This window comes from Corallococcus sp. CA053C (assembly GCF_003611675.1).
Classification (GTDB): domain Bacteria; phylum Myxococcota; class Myxococcia; order Myxococcales; family Myxococcaceae; genus Corallococcus.
This window is the reverse complement of record NZ_RAWA01000040.1, coordinates 23,843-39,061: the sequence shown is the minus strand read 5'-3', so window position 1 is coordinate 39,061 and position 15,219 is coordinate 23,843. Positions and strand designations below refer to the sequence as shown.

Below are 15,219 nucleotides of genomic sequence, written 5' to 3'. Positions count from 1 at the left end.
CTGGAGGGACGGCTCGACGAGGGGCGGCTGGGCTGCGCCGGCTGCGGCGCCGACTGGCCGGTGGTGGAGGGCCTGCCCCGGCTGTTCGAGGAGGGGGAAGTGCGCGGGACGGATCGCCTCCTGCGGATCCTCTACGACGGGCTGCCCGCGTTGCATGATCCGCTCGTCACGCTGCTGATGCCCCTGCTGCTGGGCGACACGGAGGCCCGGCTGCGCGGCCACTACCTTCGCCGGCTCGAACTGGGCGCCTTGACGCCACGCCCACGGGGGCCGCCGCTGCGGGTGCTGGAGGTGGGCATCGGCGCGGGCGCCAACCTCCCGCTCCTCAAGCAGGCGCTGCCTCCGGGACTCGACGTGGAGGTGTGGGGCCTGGACCTGAGCGCGGGCATGCTCGGCAGGTGTCGCCGGCGCGTGGAGCGGGAGGGGCGCAAAGGCGTGCGCCTGCTCATGGCGGATGCCCACGCCCTGCCGTTCCCGGACCACTCCTTCGACCGGGTGTTCGAGATTGGCGGCATCAATGGCTACCGGGACCCGGAGCGCGCGCTCGCGGAGATGGCCCGGGTGGCCCGCCCGGGGACGCCCGTGGTGGTGGTGGACGAGCAGCTCGATGCGCGGGAGCGCGCCCTGCGCCACCGGCTGGCGTTCCGGCTGCTCACCTTCTACACGACGGACGCGCACTGTCCGCGGGAGCTGCTCCCGGCGACGGCGGTGGACGTCCTCGCGGAGCAGTTCTGCCGCTACTACTTCTGCCTCACCTTCCGGATGCCGGAGGCCCGCCCTGCTCGTTCAGCACGAGGTCGAGCAGGCGCAGCGTCATTCCACCGGTGAAGTCGATGGTCGCTCCGTTGAACCACTCCGCCTCGTCGCCCAGGAGCGCGGGGACGATGCGGGCCACCTCCTCCAGGGTGCACATCCGCCCGGCGGGGTTGATGCGGCGGTGGGCCTCCTCCAGCCGCGCCAGCACCTCCGGGGTGTAGACGTGGCGGATGGCGGGGGTCATCACCGTGCCGAACTTGAGCAGGTTCACCCGGTGCCCCAGGGGCCCGAGCTCCAGCGCCAGGTGGCGCACGTAGATTTCGAGCGCCGCCTTGGCCGCGGTGATGGCGCCGGTGTTGTGGAGGAGCGACTCGGTGAGCGGGTTGGTGAGGCCCAGCAGGCGGGCCGAGGGGGTGAGCAGGTCCCTCGCCATCAGGGCCTGGGCCCAGTAGACGAAGGAGTGGGCCATGGACTCGAAGGTGCGCGCGAGCTGGCGGGGATGAAGGGGCGGCGGGTCGCCCACGATGAACCGCCCCACCGAGGCGCTGGCGAGCGCGTGGACGAAGAGCTTGACGGAGCGGGGGCCGGCGGTGGCGAGGAGGGCGTCGGCGCCCCGTGCCACGCCCTCCGGGGTGCCGGCATCTCCCCGCATCATCACCATGCGGCGGCCCGTGGCGAGCACCTGGCGCTCCACCTCCGCGGCCTGTTCCAGGTAGCGCCCCCGGTGCATCCCGAAGACATGGAGGCCCGGCTGGCGCGCCACCTGGACCGCGATGGCGGCGCCCGTCCCCGACGACGCTCCCGCGATGACGGCCCAGGGCCCCGCGCTCATGGGGCTTCCCCGCGCAACGCTCGTCACGACCGCTCCTCCCTCTGCCCGACCTGACCTGGGAATATTAGGGAGCGGAGGCCGCACCGAGCTGCCCCAGGACGTCGAGCAGGTTGAAGGAGAGGGGATAGTCGACGCTGGGGCCGCCCTGGAATCGCCAGATGTCGACCACCGGGACGTCAAGGCGCCTGCCAGTCGCGGGCCCCACGCGGGTGGCCCCCTCCCGCGCGGAGCCCACGAAGCTCATCCCCCTCTCGGCGGTGGCGGGGCCGGCTCGTCCTCGTACCCCTGGCTGATCTCGATGATGTTGCCCTCCGGGTCGGCCACCCAGGCGGACCGCCAGCCTTCGATGAGGTCATCGAAGTCCAGGGGCTTCAGCGTCACGCGTGCATCGGCGCCCAGCTCGGCCAGCTTCGCGTCGACGTCGTCGACCCTGAACGCGATGTGACGCCAGCCGGGATACCAGGGCCCGTCCTCGCTCGCCGAAGGGACCGGCGCGGGCAGCCGCGCCTTGAAGAGCTCCAGATAGACATTGTCCGACTTGAGAAAGACGATCTCCCCGCCGTCGACGGGCACGGCCCGTGCCCTCCGGAAGCCGAAGTGCCTTGTATAGAATCGCTCGATGTTCAAGGGATCCTGGCACGCCAACGCGAGATGCAAGAATTTGAGCGTCGCCATGTCTTCAGCCCTGCTCCTGATTGAGGACGGGAGCGAATGGCTTGCTGTCGTGGAAGTTCGACATGTAGACGATCCTTCCATTCTCGACGAGGAAGTAATTGGCGACCTCGGCCTTGATGGGCTCGCCGCTGGCACTCGCCGCCACGAGGTGTGACGCAACGAAGGCCTGCTTTCCGTCGACGACGATGCGCCAGGGATGGTTCTGGAAGCACGAGAAGACACGGTGGATGTTGCCCACGATGGCACGCAGCCTCTCGCGGCCCTCGATGTGACCTGCCAGCTGCTCATCCATGACGAAGTGCTCGTCGAACAGCTCCATCCAACGCTCCCACTCCCCCGCGTTGACGAACTCGTAGTACTTGCTGATCACCTCATGCACGCTCATGGCTCTCTCCTCGAACAATGTTCTTGAGCTGGCTTTCATTGCCGGCCCGTCTTGAATAGACCTTCTGAACGCGCACTGTGATGGACAGAGGCGTTCTCCAGCCCTCCAACGTCCGCGCCTCAGTGCTCTTTGTCGTTGAGCGCCCTGAGCGCCGCCAGACCCGCCCGCTCCGTCACCGCTTCAATCGTATAACGGTAGGTCTTGCGCGCCCCGGCCTCGAGCGTGTCCAGCAGGCCGCGCTCGCGGTCCTTCCAGCGACCCTCGCCGGTGCCGTTCGCGGGCTCGAGGGAGGTGGCGTACTCGCCCGGCCCCCAGTGTTGCCAGTTGATGCAGCGGCCAAACTCATGGGTGCTGTAGTGGAGGGCCACGCCCAGCGACAGCTTGCGGTTGACGATGCCAACGGTCGTCCGGCCGTCGTGATCCGTCGCCCTGGGAAACAGGCTGGCGACAGCCGAGTTGCGACCCCGGTAGGAATCCCGCGGCGCGAGGATGTTCTTGGCATTCCGGCCCGGCTTGAAGCGCGCCATCGACTCGGACGAGCCGCCGTTCGGTTCAACCCTGGGTGAGTCGTAGCAGAGCTCCGCGCCCACGTTCACGAGGGGGTAGCCGAAGTTGACGTGGAGCAGCCACGCGTGCGGAACGGGCTGGTTGCCGGCGTTGTGGAACTCGTCGACGACGTCGATGGCGTTGCGGCCGAGGGTCGACGTGATCGTGCGACACAGCTCGACGCACGGCCCGAAGATCGCGCCATGACGGATGCGACCGGTGATCGACATCTGGAGTCGGCCAGCGCGGGGATCGGGCTGGATGATCGACTCGATGGTCGCCCCTGTATTGGAATGAGGCCCGTGCATGCCGAGTTCTTCCCCCGCGTCCTGGCCCGGCTGGCCGACATTGAAGGGGCCGCAGCTCGTCAGCAGTCCGCCGGAGAAGCTCTTGAGCCAGTCCGCGCCCCGGTCCAGCCCGCGGGTGGGCGGCGTCACCCCCTTGTAGGAGAGAAAGGTGAGGCTGTGCTGATGGACGAAGGCCTGATCGATGTCCATCCCCCGGTCCACGAGGACGCGGTAACGCAGCCCCGCGCCCGTGTTGACGCACAGCGCCCGTACGCCGCGCGCCGGGCCTTCGTCGAACGTATACGCCTCGATCCCACCGATCTGCGCGGTATGGATGAACTTCTGGGTCTCGAAGCGACACGTGTTGCGCTTCGCCATGAATGTCTCCCACCAGCCCCTGACCGCGCGGGCCAGGGGCTGAGATGTGTTGATGCCTCTGGGTCGAGAGCCGCTCGGGGGTCACCTACCCCCACGAGGGCATCGGAACGCCCATCTGGCTGAAGACGCTGACGAGGTCGTCGACCGCCCAGCGCTCGACCAACTTGCCATCCTTCATGCGCCACAGCTCGTTGGTGTACCAGGCCAGCGCGTTGCCCGTCGGCTCGATGCCGAAGAAGGGCCCGACGTGCTTGCCGGTCAGCTTGACGTGCGTGAAGAGCATGTCCCCCGCTTCGACGACGTGCTCGACCGTCGCCTTCATCTGCAGGGAGTCATTGACGAAGGCGAGATTCCGCTTGTACACGGCCAGGCTGGTGACATCGACGAGCCCGGGGTGATGGTCGACGAAGTCCTGAGACAGTGCTTCGTCGAGCGCGTCGTAGTCGCGGTGGTTGATGGCTTCCACGACTCGAGCTTGAAGCTTGAGACCTTCTCCCATGGTGTTCATTGAATAGACTCCTCGGGTCAAGCTGGAGCACGCGTGTCCACACGCTCCAGCGGGTTGTACGGCCGTGACTGCACGTGCCCTACGGCCGGGTCCTGCGCTCCAGGGATGTCTGTTGGATGCTGTCGGCGGCCTTCTCGCCAATCATGATGCACGCCGCGTTCGTGTTGCCCGCGATGATGCGTGGCATCACCGAGGCGTCTGCGATTCGGAGTCCCTGCAAGCCATGCACTCGGAGCCGCGGGTCGACGACCGCCATCGCGTCTTGCCCCATCTTGCACGTCCCCACCGCGTGCCAGAGCGTCGTGGCGTTGTCCCGGATGAACTCGCGCAACTGCGTGCGGCTCTTCACCCGAGGGCCCGGCGCAAGCTCCTCCCCGAGGAAGCCCGCGAAGGCGCTCGTATGCGCCAGCGCGCGCGACAACTCGATGCCTTCGAGGAAGACCTGCGTGTCGGCATCGCTGGACAGGGAGTTGGGTTGGATCCGGGCCGCCTCGAATGGATTGTGGGAGCGGAGCGTCACCTCGCCCACGCTCTGGGGCTGTGTCAGGACGGGCGCGATCGTGAAGCCCGGGCCTTCGCGGTCGTAGGGCGGGTTGACGAACTTCAGCCCAGCGCACTTCAACTGGAGGTCGGGGGAAGCACGTGTGATGCCGGGGCGTGTCCGGGTGAAGAGCCCGGTCTCGGCGAGCAGCGTCGGCGCGTGCGGCTGCTCCTGCGTGCTGAGGAAGCACACGCCGAGAATCAGATGATCCTGCAGGTTCTGCCCGACGCCGGGCAGATCGACGACGACCGGAAGACCGTGGGCCTGGAGTGTCCTGGCCGGGCCGATCCCCGAGAGCATCAGCAGCTTGGGGGTCTCATACACGCCACCGCACAGGATGACCTCCTGGTCCGCCGCGGCCTGGACGAGCTGTCCCTCCTGGACGTACTCGACCCCCGACACGCGCGTTCCCTTCAGCAGCAGGCGCGTCACCTGCGCATGGCTGCGCAGCGTGAGGTTGGGTTTGCCGATGATCGGGTGGAGGAACGCGACGGCGGTGCTGGCACGGGTGTGCGCCCGGGTCTTGGTCGCCTGATAGTAGAAGGGGCTCCCGTCCTGCCGCTCTCCATTGTAGTCGAAGCCGCGCCCCTGGTCGGCGAAGCCAAGCTCGGCCGCCGCCTGGAAGAAGCACTCGGAGACAGGGGTTGGTCGGTCGTGGGGGATGACGGTCAGCGGCCCACCGGTTCCGCGGTAGCGGGAGGGCCCGCCCGTGAAGTCCTCCGACTTCTTGAAGTATGGCAGCACTTCGTCATAGCTCCAGCCCTCGTTGCCCAGGTGGTTCCAGGCGTCGAAGTCGAGCCGGTTGCCGCGCACGTAGAGCATGGCGTTGATGGAGCTCGATCCCCCCAACACCTTGCCCCGGGCCACGGGGACCTTCCGGTCGTTCATCGCGCCCTGCGGCTCGGTGACGTAGCGCCAGTCCAGCTCGGCATCCCCCAACAGGGACAACATGCTGGGGACGTCCTCGTTGTGGATCTCCTGGCGCGTGTCGGGGCCGCCCGCCTCCAGGAGCAGCACCCGCACGTCGGGGTTCTCGGCCAGACGGTTGGCGACGACGCACCCCGCTGAGCCCGCACCGATGATGATGAAGTCAAATGATGCTGCGGTTCTCATGCTTCCAGACTCCTCGTTGTCTCGGGTTCGCTGCCGCGGATTCACCTCCCGTCAGGAGCTTCACGAAGCGCTGGCGTCCCCCAGCGAGTGGATGCGGTACCGGAGGATGACCGGCTGCTGGGTCTTCTCCGAGGGCATGAGCTGCCAGGTCTGCCGGGAGCGCAATGTCAGACGCTTGCCGTCGGCGACCCGTGTCACGCTCCACACCACCGTCACGTCCACCGCCACACCGTCCGCGGGTCCGCGAGCGTCGGGTCCCTCGTGTGGCTCGATCCGTTCGATGACGTGGACCTGACCGGCGTAGGCCTTGCCGACCTGCACGTACCAGTCCTTGAAGTCTTCGTGACTCCGGAGCGTGCGCTCTGGAAAGACCATCTCCAGGTCGCGGTCGGCGATCATCGGCAGGATGCGCTCGACCGGGGCGTGCACGCTCAGCAGGTCGAACCAGGCTTGAGCAAACTGGCTTACTTGTTCCTTCGAAATCATCCGTGGGCTCCCTCGCGCCCCGTTCGGAAATCGACGGGGAGAAGGTAGACCCCACAGAAGCCTTGTGTGACGGGCGGCGGACACCGGACCGCGGTGGTCACAAAGGACGAAGCCCCCTGGGAGCCACAGGCCCTCCGGGGGCTCGCACGCCTGCCCCGTCATGGATTCACGGTGGTGATGAGAAGCTCGTCCGCCGCGGGCCAGCGGGCGCTGCCGGCCGCGCCCTCAACGCCCACCGCCTCCGGCTCGCCGGAGACTCCATCCGCAAGGCGGACGCGAATTTGACGAAGGCTCGTTAGCAGGTGAAGTGACGGAACGTCCCAGCGTCGCTGACGCTCCGACTGCTCGCCATGGCCGGACCGGCTGCTCGGCTTGAGCTGGAATGGGTGCTCACCATCGCCGGAATACGCACTTGCTCCCGAAATCCGTTGAAAGCGCTTTCGCGGAAAGCCTAAATCCGGTTCAGCGGGAACTGACTGGTTCGCGCCCAAAAAAAAGACCGGAGACAAGACACCATGCAACGCCACGTCAGAGCAGAAGGGCGCGTGCCGCAGCTCATCACTGCCATCGCCGCCACCTTGATAGCCGCCTCACCCGCATTCGCTGACCCGGTCCCGGGCAAGCACACCGACTCGCAAGGCCGCATGCAGTTGATCATCGGTCAGACCACCGACGGCATCTACGACTACACAATCAACAGCAACCTCAACACGCCCTGGGGCGTGACCATGTACGCCCCGGCCTCGCTCTCTTCGGGTGGCTTTACCACGGCCAGCGGCGCGCTCTCTACCAATACCGCTTGGTACAAGTACAGCTACGGCCCGCAGGATCTCTCCTTCATCAAGAACACCCCCAAGCTCGCGGGTGCGGCGATCGCCGTCGCCTACTGGATCGGTGGTGACTACGACATCGACATCGCCACCGGCAGCAATGCGTCGGGCGAGAACGCCGGCAACATCCTCTGGGAAAACACCAAGCGGATGATCACCGACCTGAAGAACACCGGTCGCCCGATCCTGCTGCGCGTGGGCTATGAAGCCGAGGCGCCTTGGAACGGCCACTGGCCGGCGCACTACAAAACGGTCTGGTCCAAGATCAAGGCCGAAATCACTGCCCAGGGTGCGAGCAACATCGCCACCGTGTGGCAACTCGCCGCCTACTGCCCGGCCACCGATTTCTGGGGCGCGGGCATCACCCCACGCACCCTGGTTGCCTCCAAGCCGCTAGCCGCCACGGGTGCGAACAGCAACGGCGTGCAGAACGTCTCCGAGGACAACCCTGGCGCCGTCTATGACCAGTGGTATCCGGGCGCGGATGCGGACTGGACCGGCATCTCGATCTTCGAACCGCAAGACTGCGCCAACGGTTACGGTGCCATCCAGTCGGTGGTCAATTACCTCAAGACCAAGAACAAGCCGATCCTGGTGTCCGAGTCTGCTGCGCGTGGCTACGACTACAACCCGGCCACGGGCCTGTATGCATACAACCAGCAAGGCAAACTTAGCCGTCCGAACCTCGCGCCCACCACGGTGTGGAACGAGTGGTATGCGCCCTTCTTCCAGTTCGTGCGCACCAACAGCGACTGGATCCGCGCGGTCGCCTATATCAGCGACGACTGGCAGAAATACAGCCACTGGCGATGCACGGTGGATGCCCGCGGCAACAAGATCGCGGGCTGTGCCGAAGCCAACTGGGGTAACACCCGCGTGGATGTAAACGCCACCATCAAGGCCAATTGGCTCGCCCAGCTGACTTCCGACGGCAAGTTCATCACCACCCCCTGAGCGATCCCCTCATTTCAGCAAGCTGATCGCCAGGCGTCTGCCCCCCGGCTCCGTGCGAGGGGGTGTGGCGCCCATCCTGATCACGCGGCACGCTGCACCTTCGCGCGGTGCGGCGCGAGCGTGAGTTGGATAGCGGCGTCCCATCGGTCCGAGAGCACCAGGGAGCGGAGGTCCAGGACGTGCTGGCCAGACTCCTCCTTCCATCGGGCCCCTGGGCGCTTCATGCGCAGGGCGACGAGAGACTTGCAGGTGGCCTCCACGTTGCCGCTGCCAATGGGCAACCCCTGCGCGCGTGCCTCGGCGTAATGCATCCGCTCGCCGTGGTTCTCCAGGTAGGTGAGTGCCTCGTGCACCGGCCGACGGTCACCGAGGGCGACGTCGCGCTTGCCGCTGGCGTGCTGTTACCCATGGGCTTCCCTGGTGGTCTCCGCATTCCTGTAGTTGAGTCAGTCCATGCGAAAACTCCTCCTCCTCTGCTTGCCGCTGTTCGCCTGTGTGACGACGAAGTCCGTCCCGGTCCCGGCTTCTGCCGACTCCAGCGCGTTGCATCAGGTGAAGCGGGTGAAGGTGGCCGAGGGGGTCGAGCTCGAGCTGCTCGACTTCGGAGGCCAGGGACCCGCGCTCGTCTTCCTGTCGGGCCTGGGCAACACGGGCCACGTGTTCGACACCTTCGCGCCGGAGTTCACCGCGGCCCATCACGTCTACGCCGTCACCCGCCGGGGGTTTGGCTCGTCGAACTGGCCCGAGCAGGGCTATGACACCGCCACCCTGGGCGAGGACGTCGTCCGGGTGCTGGAGGGGCTGGGAATCGCGAAGGCGTCATTCGTGGGCCACTCCGCCGCCGGGCCAGAGCTCACCTGGGTGGCAACCCATCACCCGGAGCGCGTGGAGAAGGTGGTCTACCTGGACGTGAGGACCAACGGTGACCTGCTGGCGGAGCTCCTTTCGGTCCTGCCCATGCCTCCTCCGAGCGAGCCCGCTCCCGAGGACGTGGCCTCACGCGCCGCGGTCGCCGCCGCGCTCGCGCGTGACGTCGGAGGAGCGTTCCCCGCGCACGAGATCGACGAGGCGAACGAGTTCGATCCGAAGACCGGGCACTACCTGCGCGCCCGCAGGTGGCCGCAGGCGGAGGAGCGGGTGATGAAGGGTTTCTCGAAGGTGGACTTCGCGGCCGTGACGGCGGCCGTGCTCTTCCTCTACGTGGATCAGCCTCGGTTCGGGCGGGCGGAGGACCTCCCAGGCTTCTCCCAAATGGACCTTCCCGTGCAGGAGAAGTTGAGGACCCTGAACGCCAGGGCGCTCCAGCGGGACGCCGAAATGCTGAGCGTGATGAGCATGCCGAACTGGAAGGGCATCAAGCTCGAGCACGCGCGGCACTACGTCTGGCTCACCAACCATGATGAGGTGCTTCGCGAGATGAAGACCTTCCTCGAGACATTTTGAAAGGGCGGCGAAGGCGCGCTGGATGAGCGCATCTCCTGTTTCCACACTTCGAGCAAGCGAACACGTCCAGCGCTTTCCGTCCTGCGTAGCAGCCTGGCGAGAGTCCAATCGTGGTGTGCGCTCCTTCTTCGGCTCCTCCCTCGTCGCGGCAAAGGACGGGCTCTCTTCCTCCGGCTCCGGCCTCGCCCCTGCTTGGGGGAAACGGCTCGCCTGCGCGGTGAAGACCCGGGATGCTACCTGCTGCGCGCCGCCCTTGCCGCCATCGAGAATCCCGGTACCGTCACGCTCCCGGCCAGCTCCGACTGACGCCACCGCGCCGTGCTTCAATGCCCGGCGGGCTCATCCTCGCCCCGTCCAGACGGGGCGCGGCGAGCTGTTACGGAGCAGCCCCATGAAGACGATGAGCCCGCAGACCCGGCGCACGGCGGAGCGCAAGCCAGCCACGACCCGACCCGTCGCGCCCATCCAGCAGCCGACCACCACCGCGTCACCGCGCGCCCAGCTGGGAAGCGCACCCGCGACGGCGATGAAGGCCGCGGCCGGTGCCAGCTTCAAGGCCAAGGGCGCACCCAAGCTGCCCCCGGGCCCCAACGTCCGGATGCCGAAGAAATAGGCTTCCGAGGCGCTTCCATTCAGAGCTTGGGCCGTCCGGACGACGGCTGGGTCAGCACTCGCTGCCGCAACGCTCCCAGTGCTTCCAAGGTCGGAGCCACCTGGCGGACCTCGGACATCGCTGCGCCCGCGGCAATCAGCTCCTCACCCGACAAACCTTCGCCATATCCCTGAGCGGCGTAGTCCGCCCACTGAGCCCAGCGAGTGTAGAGCCGCATCGGCTCTCCCCAGGACTCCTCTCGCGTCAGGTACGCGTCGAGTATCCGCTGCCGTAAGTCCATCGAAAGGGGTGCACCCATGGCCTCAATCGATGGGCTTCGGCGCGTTCAACCTTGCTCGTACCGCATGGGGGAAGCGCCACTCGCTGCGCCTCCCTCGATCCACGTTCGTGAGCACCGTCGTAGGGCCGTCGGCGGGAACGACCCTGGAAGGAGGCGCACTGTGACGGACCCAAGCAGTGCCGACGATTGGGCAGAGGTGCCGCGGAGCGAGTGGGCTGAGAACTGCGGTGTTGGGACAGCGGGCTTCTGTCGCGGTCGCGGGCTCTGTCGCGGCTGGCCCTCCCACTCGGGGAGCGAGGCGGGAATCAGAGGAGTGTCGATACAGAGGCAGTGCGCTCAGGGCGTGTAGAGCACCGAGGAGGAGAGCATGGCCGAGGCACTCTGGTAGCCGCCCGAGACGAGCACTTGGCCGGAGGAGAGCAGGGTGGCGGTGTGACCGGCGCGAGCCGCGGGCAGGGAGGCGACCGCGGTCCATGAGTTGGTCGCCGGTTCGTACATCACTGCGGAGGAGAGGTAAGCCGAGGCATTGTTTCCCCCCGCGACGAGGACCTTGCCGGAGGAGAGGAGGGTAGCGGTGTGACTTGCGCGACCCGTGGGCATGGGGGCAACGGAGTACCAAGTGTTGATGGCCGGCTCATACACCTCCGCGATGGAGACGTAGACAGGAGTTGAAGAGACTCCATAAAAGCCCCCTGTGACGAGCACCTTACCGGAGGGGAGCAGGGTTGCGTCGTGAGCGATGCGGGGCCTGACCATGGTGCCTGCCGGTGACCAGGAATTGGTGGCAGGATCGTACAACTCCGCCGAGGCAGAATAAGCGGATGCTTGGTCAAACCCCGCCGCGACGAGGACCTTGCCCGAGGAGAGCAACGTGGCGGTGTGACGGGCGCGTGCGTTGATCATGGTGCCTGCCGGTGACCAGGAATTGGTGGCCGGGTCGTACAACTCCGCCGAGGCAAGGTAACTGGGGGAGCCATTCCCCCCCGCGACGAGGACCTTGCCGGAGGAGAGGAGGGTAGCGGTGTGTAAAGAGCGAGCATTGGCCATGGGGGCTGCCGAGGACCAAGATCTGGTCGCCGGGTCATACACCTCCACGGAGGAGAAACGGTTGGTGACACCGCCACTGATGGAGAGGCCCCCCGTGACGAGCACCTTGCCCGAGGGGAGCAGGGTGGCGGTGGTAAATTCGCGGGCCTGAGCCAAGGGCGCGTCTGGGGACCAGGAGTTGGTGGCCGGGTAGTAGATCTCCGTGGCGGAGGTGTATGTGGGGGGATTGGTAGTGCGGCCTCCCGTGACGAGGACATCGCCGGAGGGGAGCAGGGTGGCGTCGGCCCCGGAACGGCGGATGTTCATGGAGCCCGCAGACGACCAGGTATTGGAGGCCAGCAGGTCTGCGGTGGTGGAGGATTGGCTGGAGTCCTCGGGCTGGGCGTTGCAGGCGGCGAGGGAGAGCAGGAGCGCTGCGGCGAGGCGAGGGAACTGTCTGGGGATGGTCATATTTACTTTCCTGGAGCCGAAATGAGTAAGCGCAATTCGTGTTGTACGTTGGGCCGGCATTTCCACAGGCCATGAGCGCGACTCGCGTGAGACACCCAATGGAGCTTCATTCAAGGGAGCGGGCTTCTTTCGCATTGAGGGGCCAGATTGCCCCGCGAACGGAATGAGCCGACAAGCCGGAAAATGATGCACAGGATCCGAAAACGAGGAACAACTCCGAGGCATTGGCTGGCTCAGTGCCGTGAAGCCAGCACCCACCGCACTGCACCCAGCGCGGCCGTGTCCGTCGTCGCCACCTCGCGACGTGAAGCGCACAGCGGCTGCTCACGCCCGCCGCACAGCCACCGCCCGCCCGTCGCCTCATCCCGGGCCCACTGCGGAAGCGACCCCACCAGCCCCTCCACGCCCCACGGAGACGCGCGCGAAGCCCCGTCCTTCCGCATCGAATTGCCCCAGGGGAACAGCCGGCCATCCGGCCCGCGCGCGGCCATCTCCCACGCCTCCCCGGTTGGCAATCCCAGCTCCACGCCTTCAATCCGGGACAGCGCCGCGCACACCTGCTCCGCCTGCGCCCACGTGCACGGTGCGGCCTGCTCCGCGTCCGGGCTCGCCGCTCCCACGGGCCCCTGAGACGCCGCCAGCGCCCACGCCAGCGCGGACCGGCTCAACGGCACCTTCGCGACGAAGAACCCCGGAGACCGCACCCGCCGCAACGTCGCACCCGTGCCCAGCCAGTGCTCCACCGCCGGCACCCAGCGCGCCTCCAGCCCGGAGCGCCGCAGCTTGTACGTGCCTTCCTGCGACACCAGCGCCTCGGGCACGGTCAACGGAGGAGGGCCCAGGTCCACCGGCGTCGTGAGCGCATGCAGTAACAGGGAGGGGTCATCCCGGACGTCCGCAGGCCCTGACAGCGCGCGCAGCAGCGGCGCCATCCGCTCGCGCTTCGCGGAACCCTCCGGAGGCAGCGGCCGGCCCGCGAGCACGTTGGCCACCAGCTCCCGCAGGCCCGAATAGAACAACCGGTCCCGAGGATCCGCGCCCTCCCGCGTGGACGTGGGCATCTTCGCCTCGCGCAACGCCGGCAGCACCGCGCGGGCCTGGAGTCGCGCCGCCGCCATCACCGCCGTCACCCGCACCTCCGCGTCCGCGTCCACCAGCGCGGAGCGCAGCACCTCGTCGATGTGCTCGTTGGACGCGTCGTAGTCGTGGATCAGCCAGCGCAGCACCTGCCGCCGCTGCTCCTCCCCCGGCAGGTGCGCGAACAGCACCGAACGATCCGGATGCGCCTGCTTCTCCGCCTCCAACCGCTGGAACGCCTCCGCCACCCCCGGTGGAACAATCAGCGCATGAACCCGCTCGGCGGTCCGCGAAACACTGTCATCCGGATGGAAGCGCAGCGCCGCCACCCGCTCCAGTGACGAGCGCTCCCGCAGCTCCCCGGTGGCGAGCAACCCCAGGAGCACGTCCTTCGTCTCCGAGGACGCCAGCAGCGTCGCGAGCGCCGGGGCCTCCAACACCGGCACGGCCTGCCGCACGGTGTTCCACGCCCCCAACGCCTCCCGCCCATGGAACTGGAGCACCCGCAGCTTCAACACCGGGTTGAACGTGTACTGGAGCTCCGTGTCCGTCGCGCGGTGCACGTACACCGCCAGCTCCGGTTCACCGGGGATGAGCGGCGGTGTCTGGCTTTCGGACTGGAGGAACCAGCCCAGCGCCTCCAGCACGCGGTCCAGCGCCTCGAAGGCGACGTCCGGCCGGGCAACGAGGGTCGGGGCGCTCATGCGGCGGGCTTCACGCGCGAGTGCACGGCCTCTCCCACCTCCGCGACTGGCAGGCCCTCGAAGCCGGCGTAATAGACACGCCCCGCCCAGAGCAGGTCCATCCACGACGCCCGCTGCGACGCCATGTTCAGGGGAAAGCCTTCCACGTAGGACTGCCACGCGGGCCGCATGTCCGCGGCGGACGCCTTCTGTTCAAGGCCCGCGGCGAGGTAGCGGATGAAGCCCTGGACGTTGAAGCCGAACTGCTCCCCCGGCGTGAAGCTCCCCGGAAGCGCGCCGCCTCCCACCAGGCGCGCGGCGAGCTCCGGCTCCCCCAGCGCAAGGGCAATCCACCCGCAGCGGTAGAGCAGCAGGTCCTCCTGGTCCTGGGGCTTCTTCGCCAGGGCCTTCAACCACGTCAGCGCGGGCGAGGCCTTCAACTGCCCCTCCACGAGCCCGCAGACCTCCGCCGCGTTCACGAAGGACAGGACGTGGATGGCGACGTCCGGCGCATCCCGCTTCTGGAAGTTCGACTGCTGCTGCTGGAGGGCCGGCTTGCACAGCGGCGCCAGCTCCCGCCCCGCCGTGCGTGCCGCCGCCGCGCCGTTCAACACGACCTGCGCCGAGAGGATGTTCGCGAGCGTCACCAGGTGCTGCGAGGGCGCGTTCGCGCGCTTCAGCGCCAGGGGCGTCAGCGCCTTCAACAACTCAGGCGTCTCCGCACGCTCGCCGCGCTTCTCGGAGAAGAGCGCGCTCCAGCTTCCTTCCGTGCTGCTCGTCGCCTCGGCCATGGGCTTCTGTCTCCCGCTCATCGCGACCGGCGCGCTTCAAAGACAGCCAGGTGACGGTCCCGCAGGGCGCGGTGGGCATCTTTGACGGGCGCGGCGGCGTGTTGCAATCGCTCGAAGAGCGCACCGTCGCGTGCCGCTTCCTTCAGCTTCGTGACGAAGCGCGTCTCCGTCTTCAGGCCCGCGTCACGCCCCCTCTTCAGGCGCGCGAGGTTGGCCTGCTCCCACGCGTCGAAGTCCAACTCGCGCGCCAGCGATAGCAGCGTGTCCACCTCCGCCTCGGTCCGCGTGAAGCGCTCCAGGAAGCGCGCCGCCGTGCCGTACTCCTTCTTCTCCTCCGGGGCCCCTGCCTCCGTGAGCCACAGGCTCTTGGCCACGCCCACGTCCAGCCGGGGCACGTTCCTTAGCGGCGCGTCGCAGAAGGGACATGCCGGGGGCTCCTGCAGGACGGTCCTCTCTCCACCCTCCAGCTCCACCCGGTTGTGGACGGTGAAGGTGGAGCCGCACACGTAGCAGGTGATGGAGACGGAAGGGGCGACGCGCATGT

The 15,219-nt window shown here is 67.5% G+C and carries 15 protein-coding genes and 1 pseudogene; 4 read left to right on the top strand and 12 right to left on the bottom strand.

The features are described 5' to 3' along the window. Complete coding sequence (locus tag D7V97_RS08105; protein ID WP_233582575.1) at nt 1-828, top strand: methyltransferase domain-containing protein; 828 nt, start codon at nt 1-3, stop codon at nt 826-828. On the opposite strand, the gene D7V97_RS08100 is transcribed toward D7V97_RS08105, so the two are convergent. The 7 genes from D7V97_RS08100 to D7V97_RS08065 form a co-directional block, all read right to left on the bottom strand. Continuing rightward, on the bottom strand, nt 752-1,588 hold the full coding sequence (locus tag D7V97_RS08100; protein ID WP_120610030.1) for an SDR family oxidoreductase: 837 nt from the start codon (nt 1,586-1,588) through the stop codon (nt 752-754). The two genes, D7V97_RS08105 and D7V97_RS08100, sit on opposite strands and share 77 nt — an antisense overlap. A 240-nt stretch (nt 1,589-1,828) precedes the next feature. Continuing rightward, nucleotides 1,829-2,263, bottom strand: coding sequence for a VOC family protein (locus D7V97_RS08090; protein WP_120610028.1), 435 nt, complete (start codon nt 2,261-2,263; stop codon nt 1,829-1,831). A gap of 4 nt (nt 2,264-2,267) precedes the next feature. After that, entirely contained in the window at nt 2,268-2,648 is a 381-nt protein-coding gene (locus tag D7V97_RS08085; protein ID WP_120610027.1) for a nuclear transport factor 2 family protein, read from the bottom strand. Nucleotides 2,649-2,767: 119 nt separating this feature from the next. After that, nucleotides 2,768-3,859, bottom strand: a complete 1,092-nt coding sequence (locus tag D7V97_RS08080; protein WP_120610026.1) for a DUF4432 family protein — start codon at nt 3,857-3,859, stop codon at nt 2,768-2,770. A gap of 85 nt (nt 3,860-3,944) precedes the next feature. After that, the gene (locus tag D7V97_RS08075; RefSeq protein ID WP_120610025.1) at nt 3,945-4,367 is read right to left on the bottom strand and encodes an ester cyclase; all 423 of its coding nucleotides are present in this window, start codon (nt 4,365-4,367) and stop codon (nt 3,945-3,947) included. 79 nt (nt 4,368-4,446) lie between these two features. After that, complete coding sequence (locus D7V97_RS08070) at nt 4,447-6,021, bottom strand: GMC family oxidoreductase (RefSeq protein ID WP_120610024.1); 1,575 nt, start codon at nt 6,019-6,021, stop codon at nt 4,447-4,449. Between the two features lie 60 nt (nt 6,022-6,081). After that, the gene (locus tag D7V97_RS08065) at nt 6,082-6,507 is read right to left on the bottom strand and encodes a hypothetical protein (protein ID WP_120610023.1); all 426 of its coding nucleotides are present in this window, start codon (nt 6,505-6,507) and stop codon (nt 6,082-6,084) included. 545 nt (nt 6,508-7,052) lie between these two features. Between D7V97_RS08065 and D7V97_RS08060 the strand changes: the two genes are divergently transcribed. Continuing rightward, nucleotides 7,053-8,291 (top strand): hypothetical protein, encoded by a 1,239-nt coding sequence (locus D7V97_RS08060; RefSeq protein WP_147444745.1) that lies wholly within the window; start codon nt 7,053-7,055, stop codon nt 8,289-8,291. 80 nt (nt 8,292-8,371) lie between these two features. On the opposite strand, the pseudogene D7V97_RS08055 reads toward D7V97_RS08060, so the two are convergent. Further along, nucleotides 8,372-8,689 (bottom strand): annotated as a pseudogene (locus D7V97_RS08055) (ISKra4 family transposase); the annotation flags it as partial. Nucleotides 8,690-8,744: 55 nt separating this feature from the next. Here D7V97_RS08055 and D7V97_RS08050 point away from each other — a divergent pair. Together D7V97_RS08050 and D7V97_RS08045 are read left to right on the top strand one after the other, a co-directional pair. Beyond that, nucleotides 8,745-9,734 carry an alpha/beta fold hydrolase gene (locus D7V97_RS08050; RefSeq protein WP_233582574.1) on the top strand — a complete coding sequence of 330 codons (990 nt, stop codon included), beginning with the start codon at nt 8,745-8,747 and terminating at the stop codon, nt 9,732-9,734. Nucleotides 9,735-10,125: 391 nt separating this feature from the next. Continuing rightward, entirely contained in the window at nt 10,126-10,347 is a 222-nt protein-coding gene (locus D7V97_RS08045) for a hypothetical protein (RefSeq protein WP_147444744.1), read from the top strand. Between the two features lie 616 nt (nt 10,348-10,963). Here the strand turns inward: D7V97_RS08045 and D7V97_RS08035 are convergent. The 4 genes from D7V97_RS08035 to D7V97_RS08020 form a co-directional block, all read right to left on the bottom strand. Next, entirely contained in the window at nt 10,964-12,124 is a 1,161-nt protein-coding gene (locus D7V97_RS08035; protein ID WP_158623310.1) for a kelch repeat-containing protein, read from the bottom strand. 233 nt (nt 12,125-12,357) lie between these two features. Then, nucleotides 12,358-13,905, bottom strand: a complete 1,548-nt coding sequence (locus D7V97_RS08030; protein WP_120610018.1) for an SUMF1/EgtB/PvdO family nonheme iron enzyme — start codon at nt 13,903-13,905, stop codon at nt 12,358-12,360. Next, complete coding sequence (locus tag D7V97_RS08025) at nt 13,902-14,696, bottom strand: hypothetical protein (RefSeq protein ID WP_158623309.1); 795 nt, start codon at nt 14,694-14,696, stop codon at nt 13,902-13,904. Before D7V97_RS08025 ends, D7V97_RS08030 begins: the two co-directional genes overlap by 4 nt. Then, nucleotides 14,693-15,217 carry a hypothetical protein gene (locus D7V97_RS08020; RefSeq protein ID WP_120610016.1) on the bottom strand — a complete coding sequence of 175 codons (525 nt, stop codon included), beginning with the start codon at nt 15,215-15,217 and terminating at the stop codon, nt 14,693-14,695. Before D7V97_RS08020 ends, D7V97_RS08025 begins: the two co-directional genes overlap by 4 nt. Nucleotides 15,218-15,219 lie beyond the last annotated feature (2 nt).

Bases quoted from the DNA above. Each gene is read 5' to 3' on its own strand.
- D7V97_RS08100 (WP_120610030.1), bottom strand. From the start codon at position 1,588: ATGAGCGCGGGGCCCTGGGCCGTCATCGCGGGAGCGTCGTCGGGGACG.
- D7V97_RS08090 (WP_120610028.1), bottom strand. From the start codon at position 2,263: ATGGCGACGCTCAAATTCTTGCATCTCGCGTTGGCGTGCCAGGATCCC.
- D7V97_RS08085 (WP_120610027.1), bottom strand. From the start codon at position 2,648: ATGAGCGTGCATGAGGTGATCAGCAAGTACTACGAGTTCGTCAACGCG.
- D7V97_RS08080 (WP_120610026.1), bottom strand. From the start codon at position 3,859: ATGGCGAAGCGCAACACGTGTCGCTTCGAGACCCAGAAGTTCATCCAT.
- D7V97_RS08075 (WP_120610025.1), bottom strand. From the start codon at position 4,367: ATGAACACCATGGGAGAAGGTCTCAAGCTTCAAGCTCGAGTCGTGGAA.
- D7V97_RS08070 (WP_120610024.1), bottom strand. From the start codon at position 6,021: ATGAGAACCGCAGCATCATTTGACTTCATCATCATCGGTGCGGGCTCA.
- D7V97_RS08065 (WP_120610023.1), bottom strand. From the start codon at position 6,507: ATGATTTCGAAGGAACAAGTAAGCCAGTTTGCTCAAGCCTGGTTCGAC.
- D7V97_RS08050 (WP_233582574.1), top strand. From the start codon at position 8,745: ATGCGAAAACTCCTCCTCCTCTGCTTGCCGCTGTTCGCCTGTGTGACG.
- D7V97_RS08045 (WP_147444744.1), top strand. From the start codon at position 10,126: ATGAAGACGATGAGCCCGCAGACCCGGCGCACGGCGGAGCGCAAGCCA.
- D7V97_RS08035 (WP_158623310.1), bottom strand. From the start codon at position 12,124: ATGACCATCCCCAGACAGTTCCCTCGCCTCGCCGCAGCGCTCCTGCTC.
- D7V97_RS08030 (WP_120610018.1), bottom strand. From the start codon at position 13,905: ATGAGCGCCCCGACCCTCGTTGCCCGGCCGGACGTCGCCTTCGAGGCG.
- D7V97_RS08025 (WP_158623309.1), bottom strand. From the start codon at position 14,696: ATGAGCGGGAGACAGAAGCCCATGGCCGAGGCGACGAGCAGCACGGAA.
- D7V97_RS08020 (WP_120610016.1), bottom strand. From the start codon at position 15,217: ATGCGCGTCGCCCCTTCCGTCTCCATCACCTGCTACGTGTGCGGCTCC.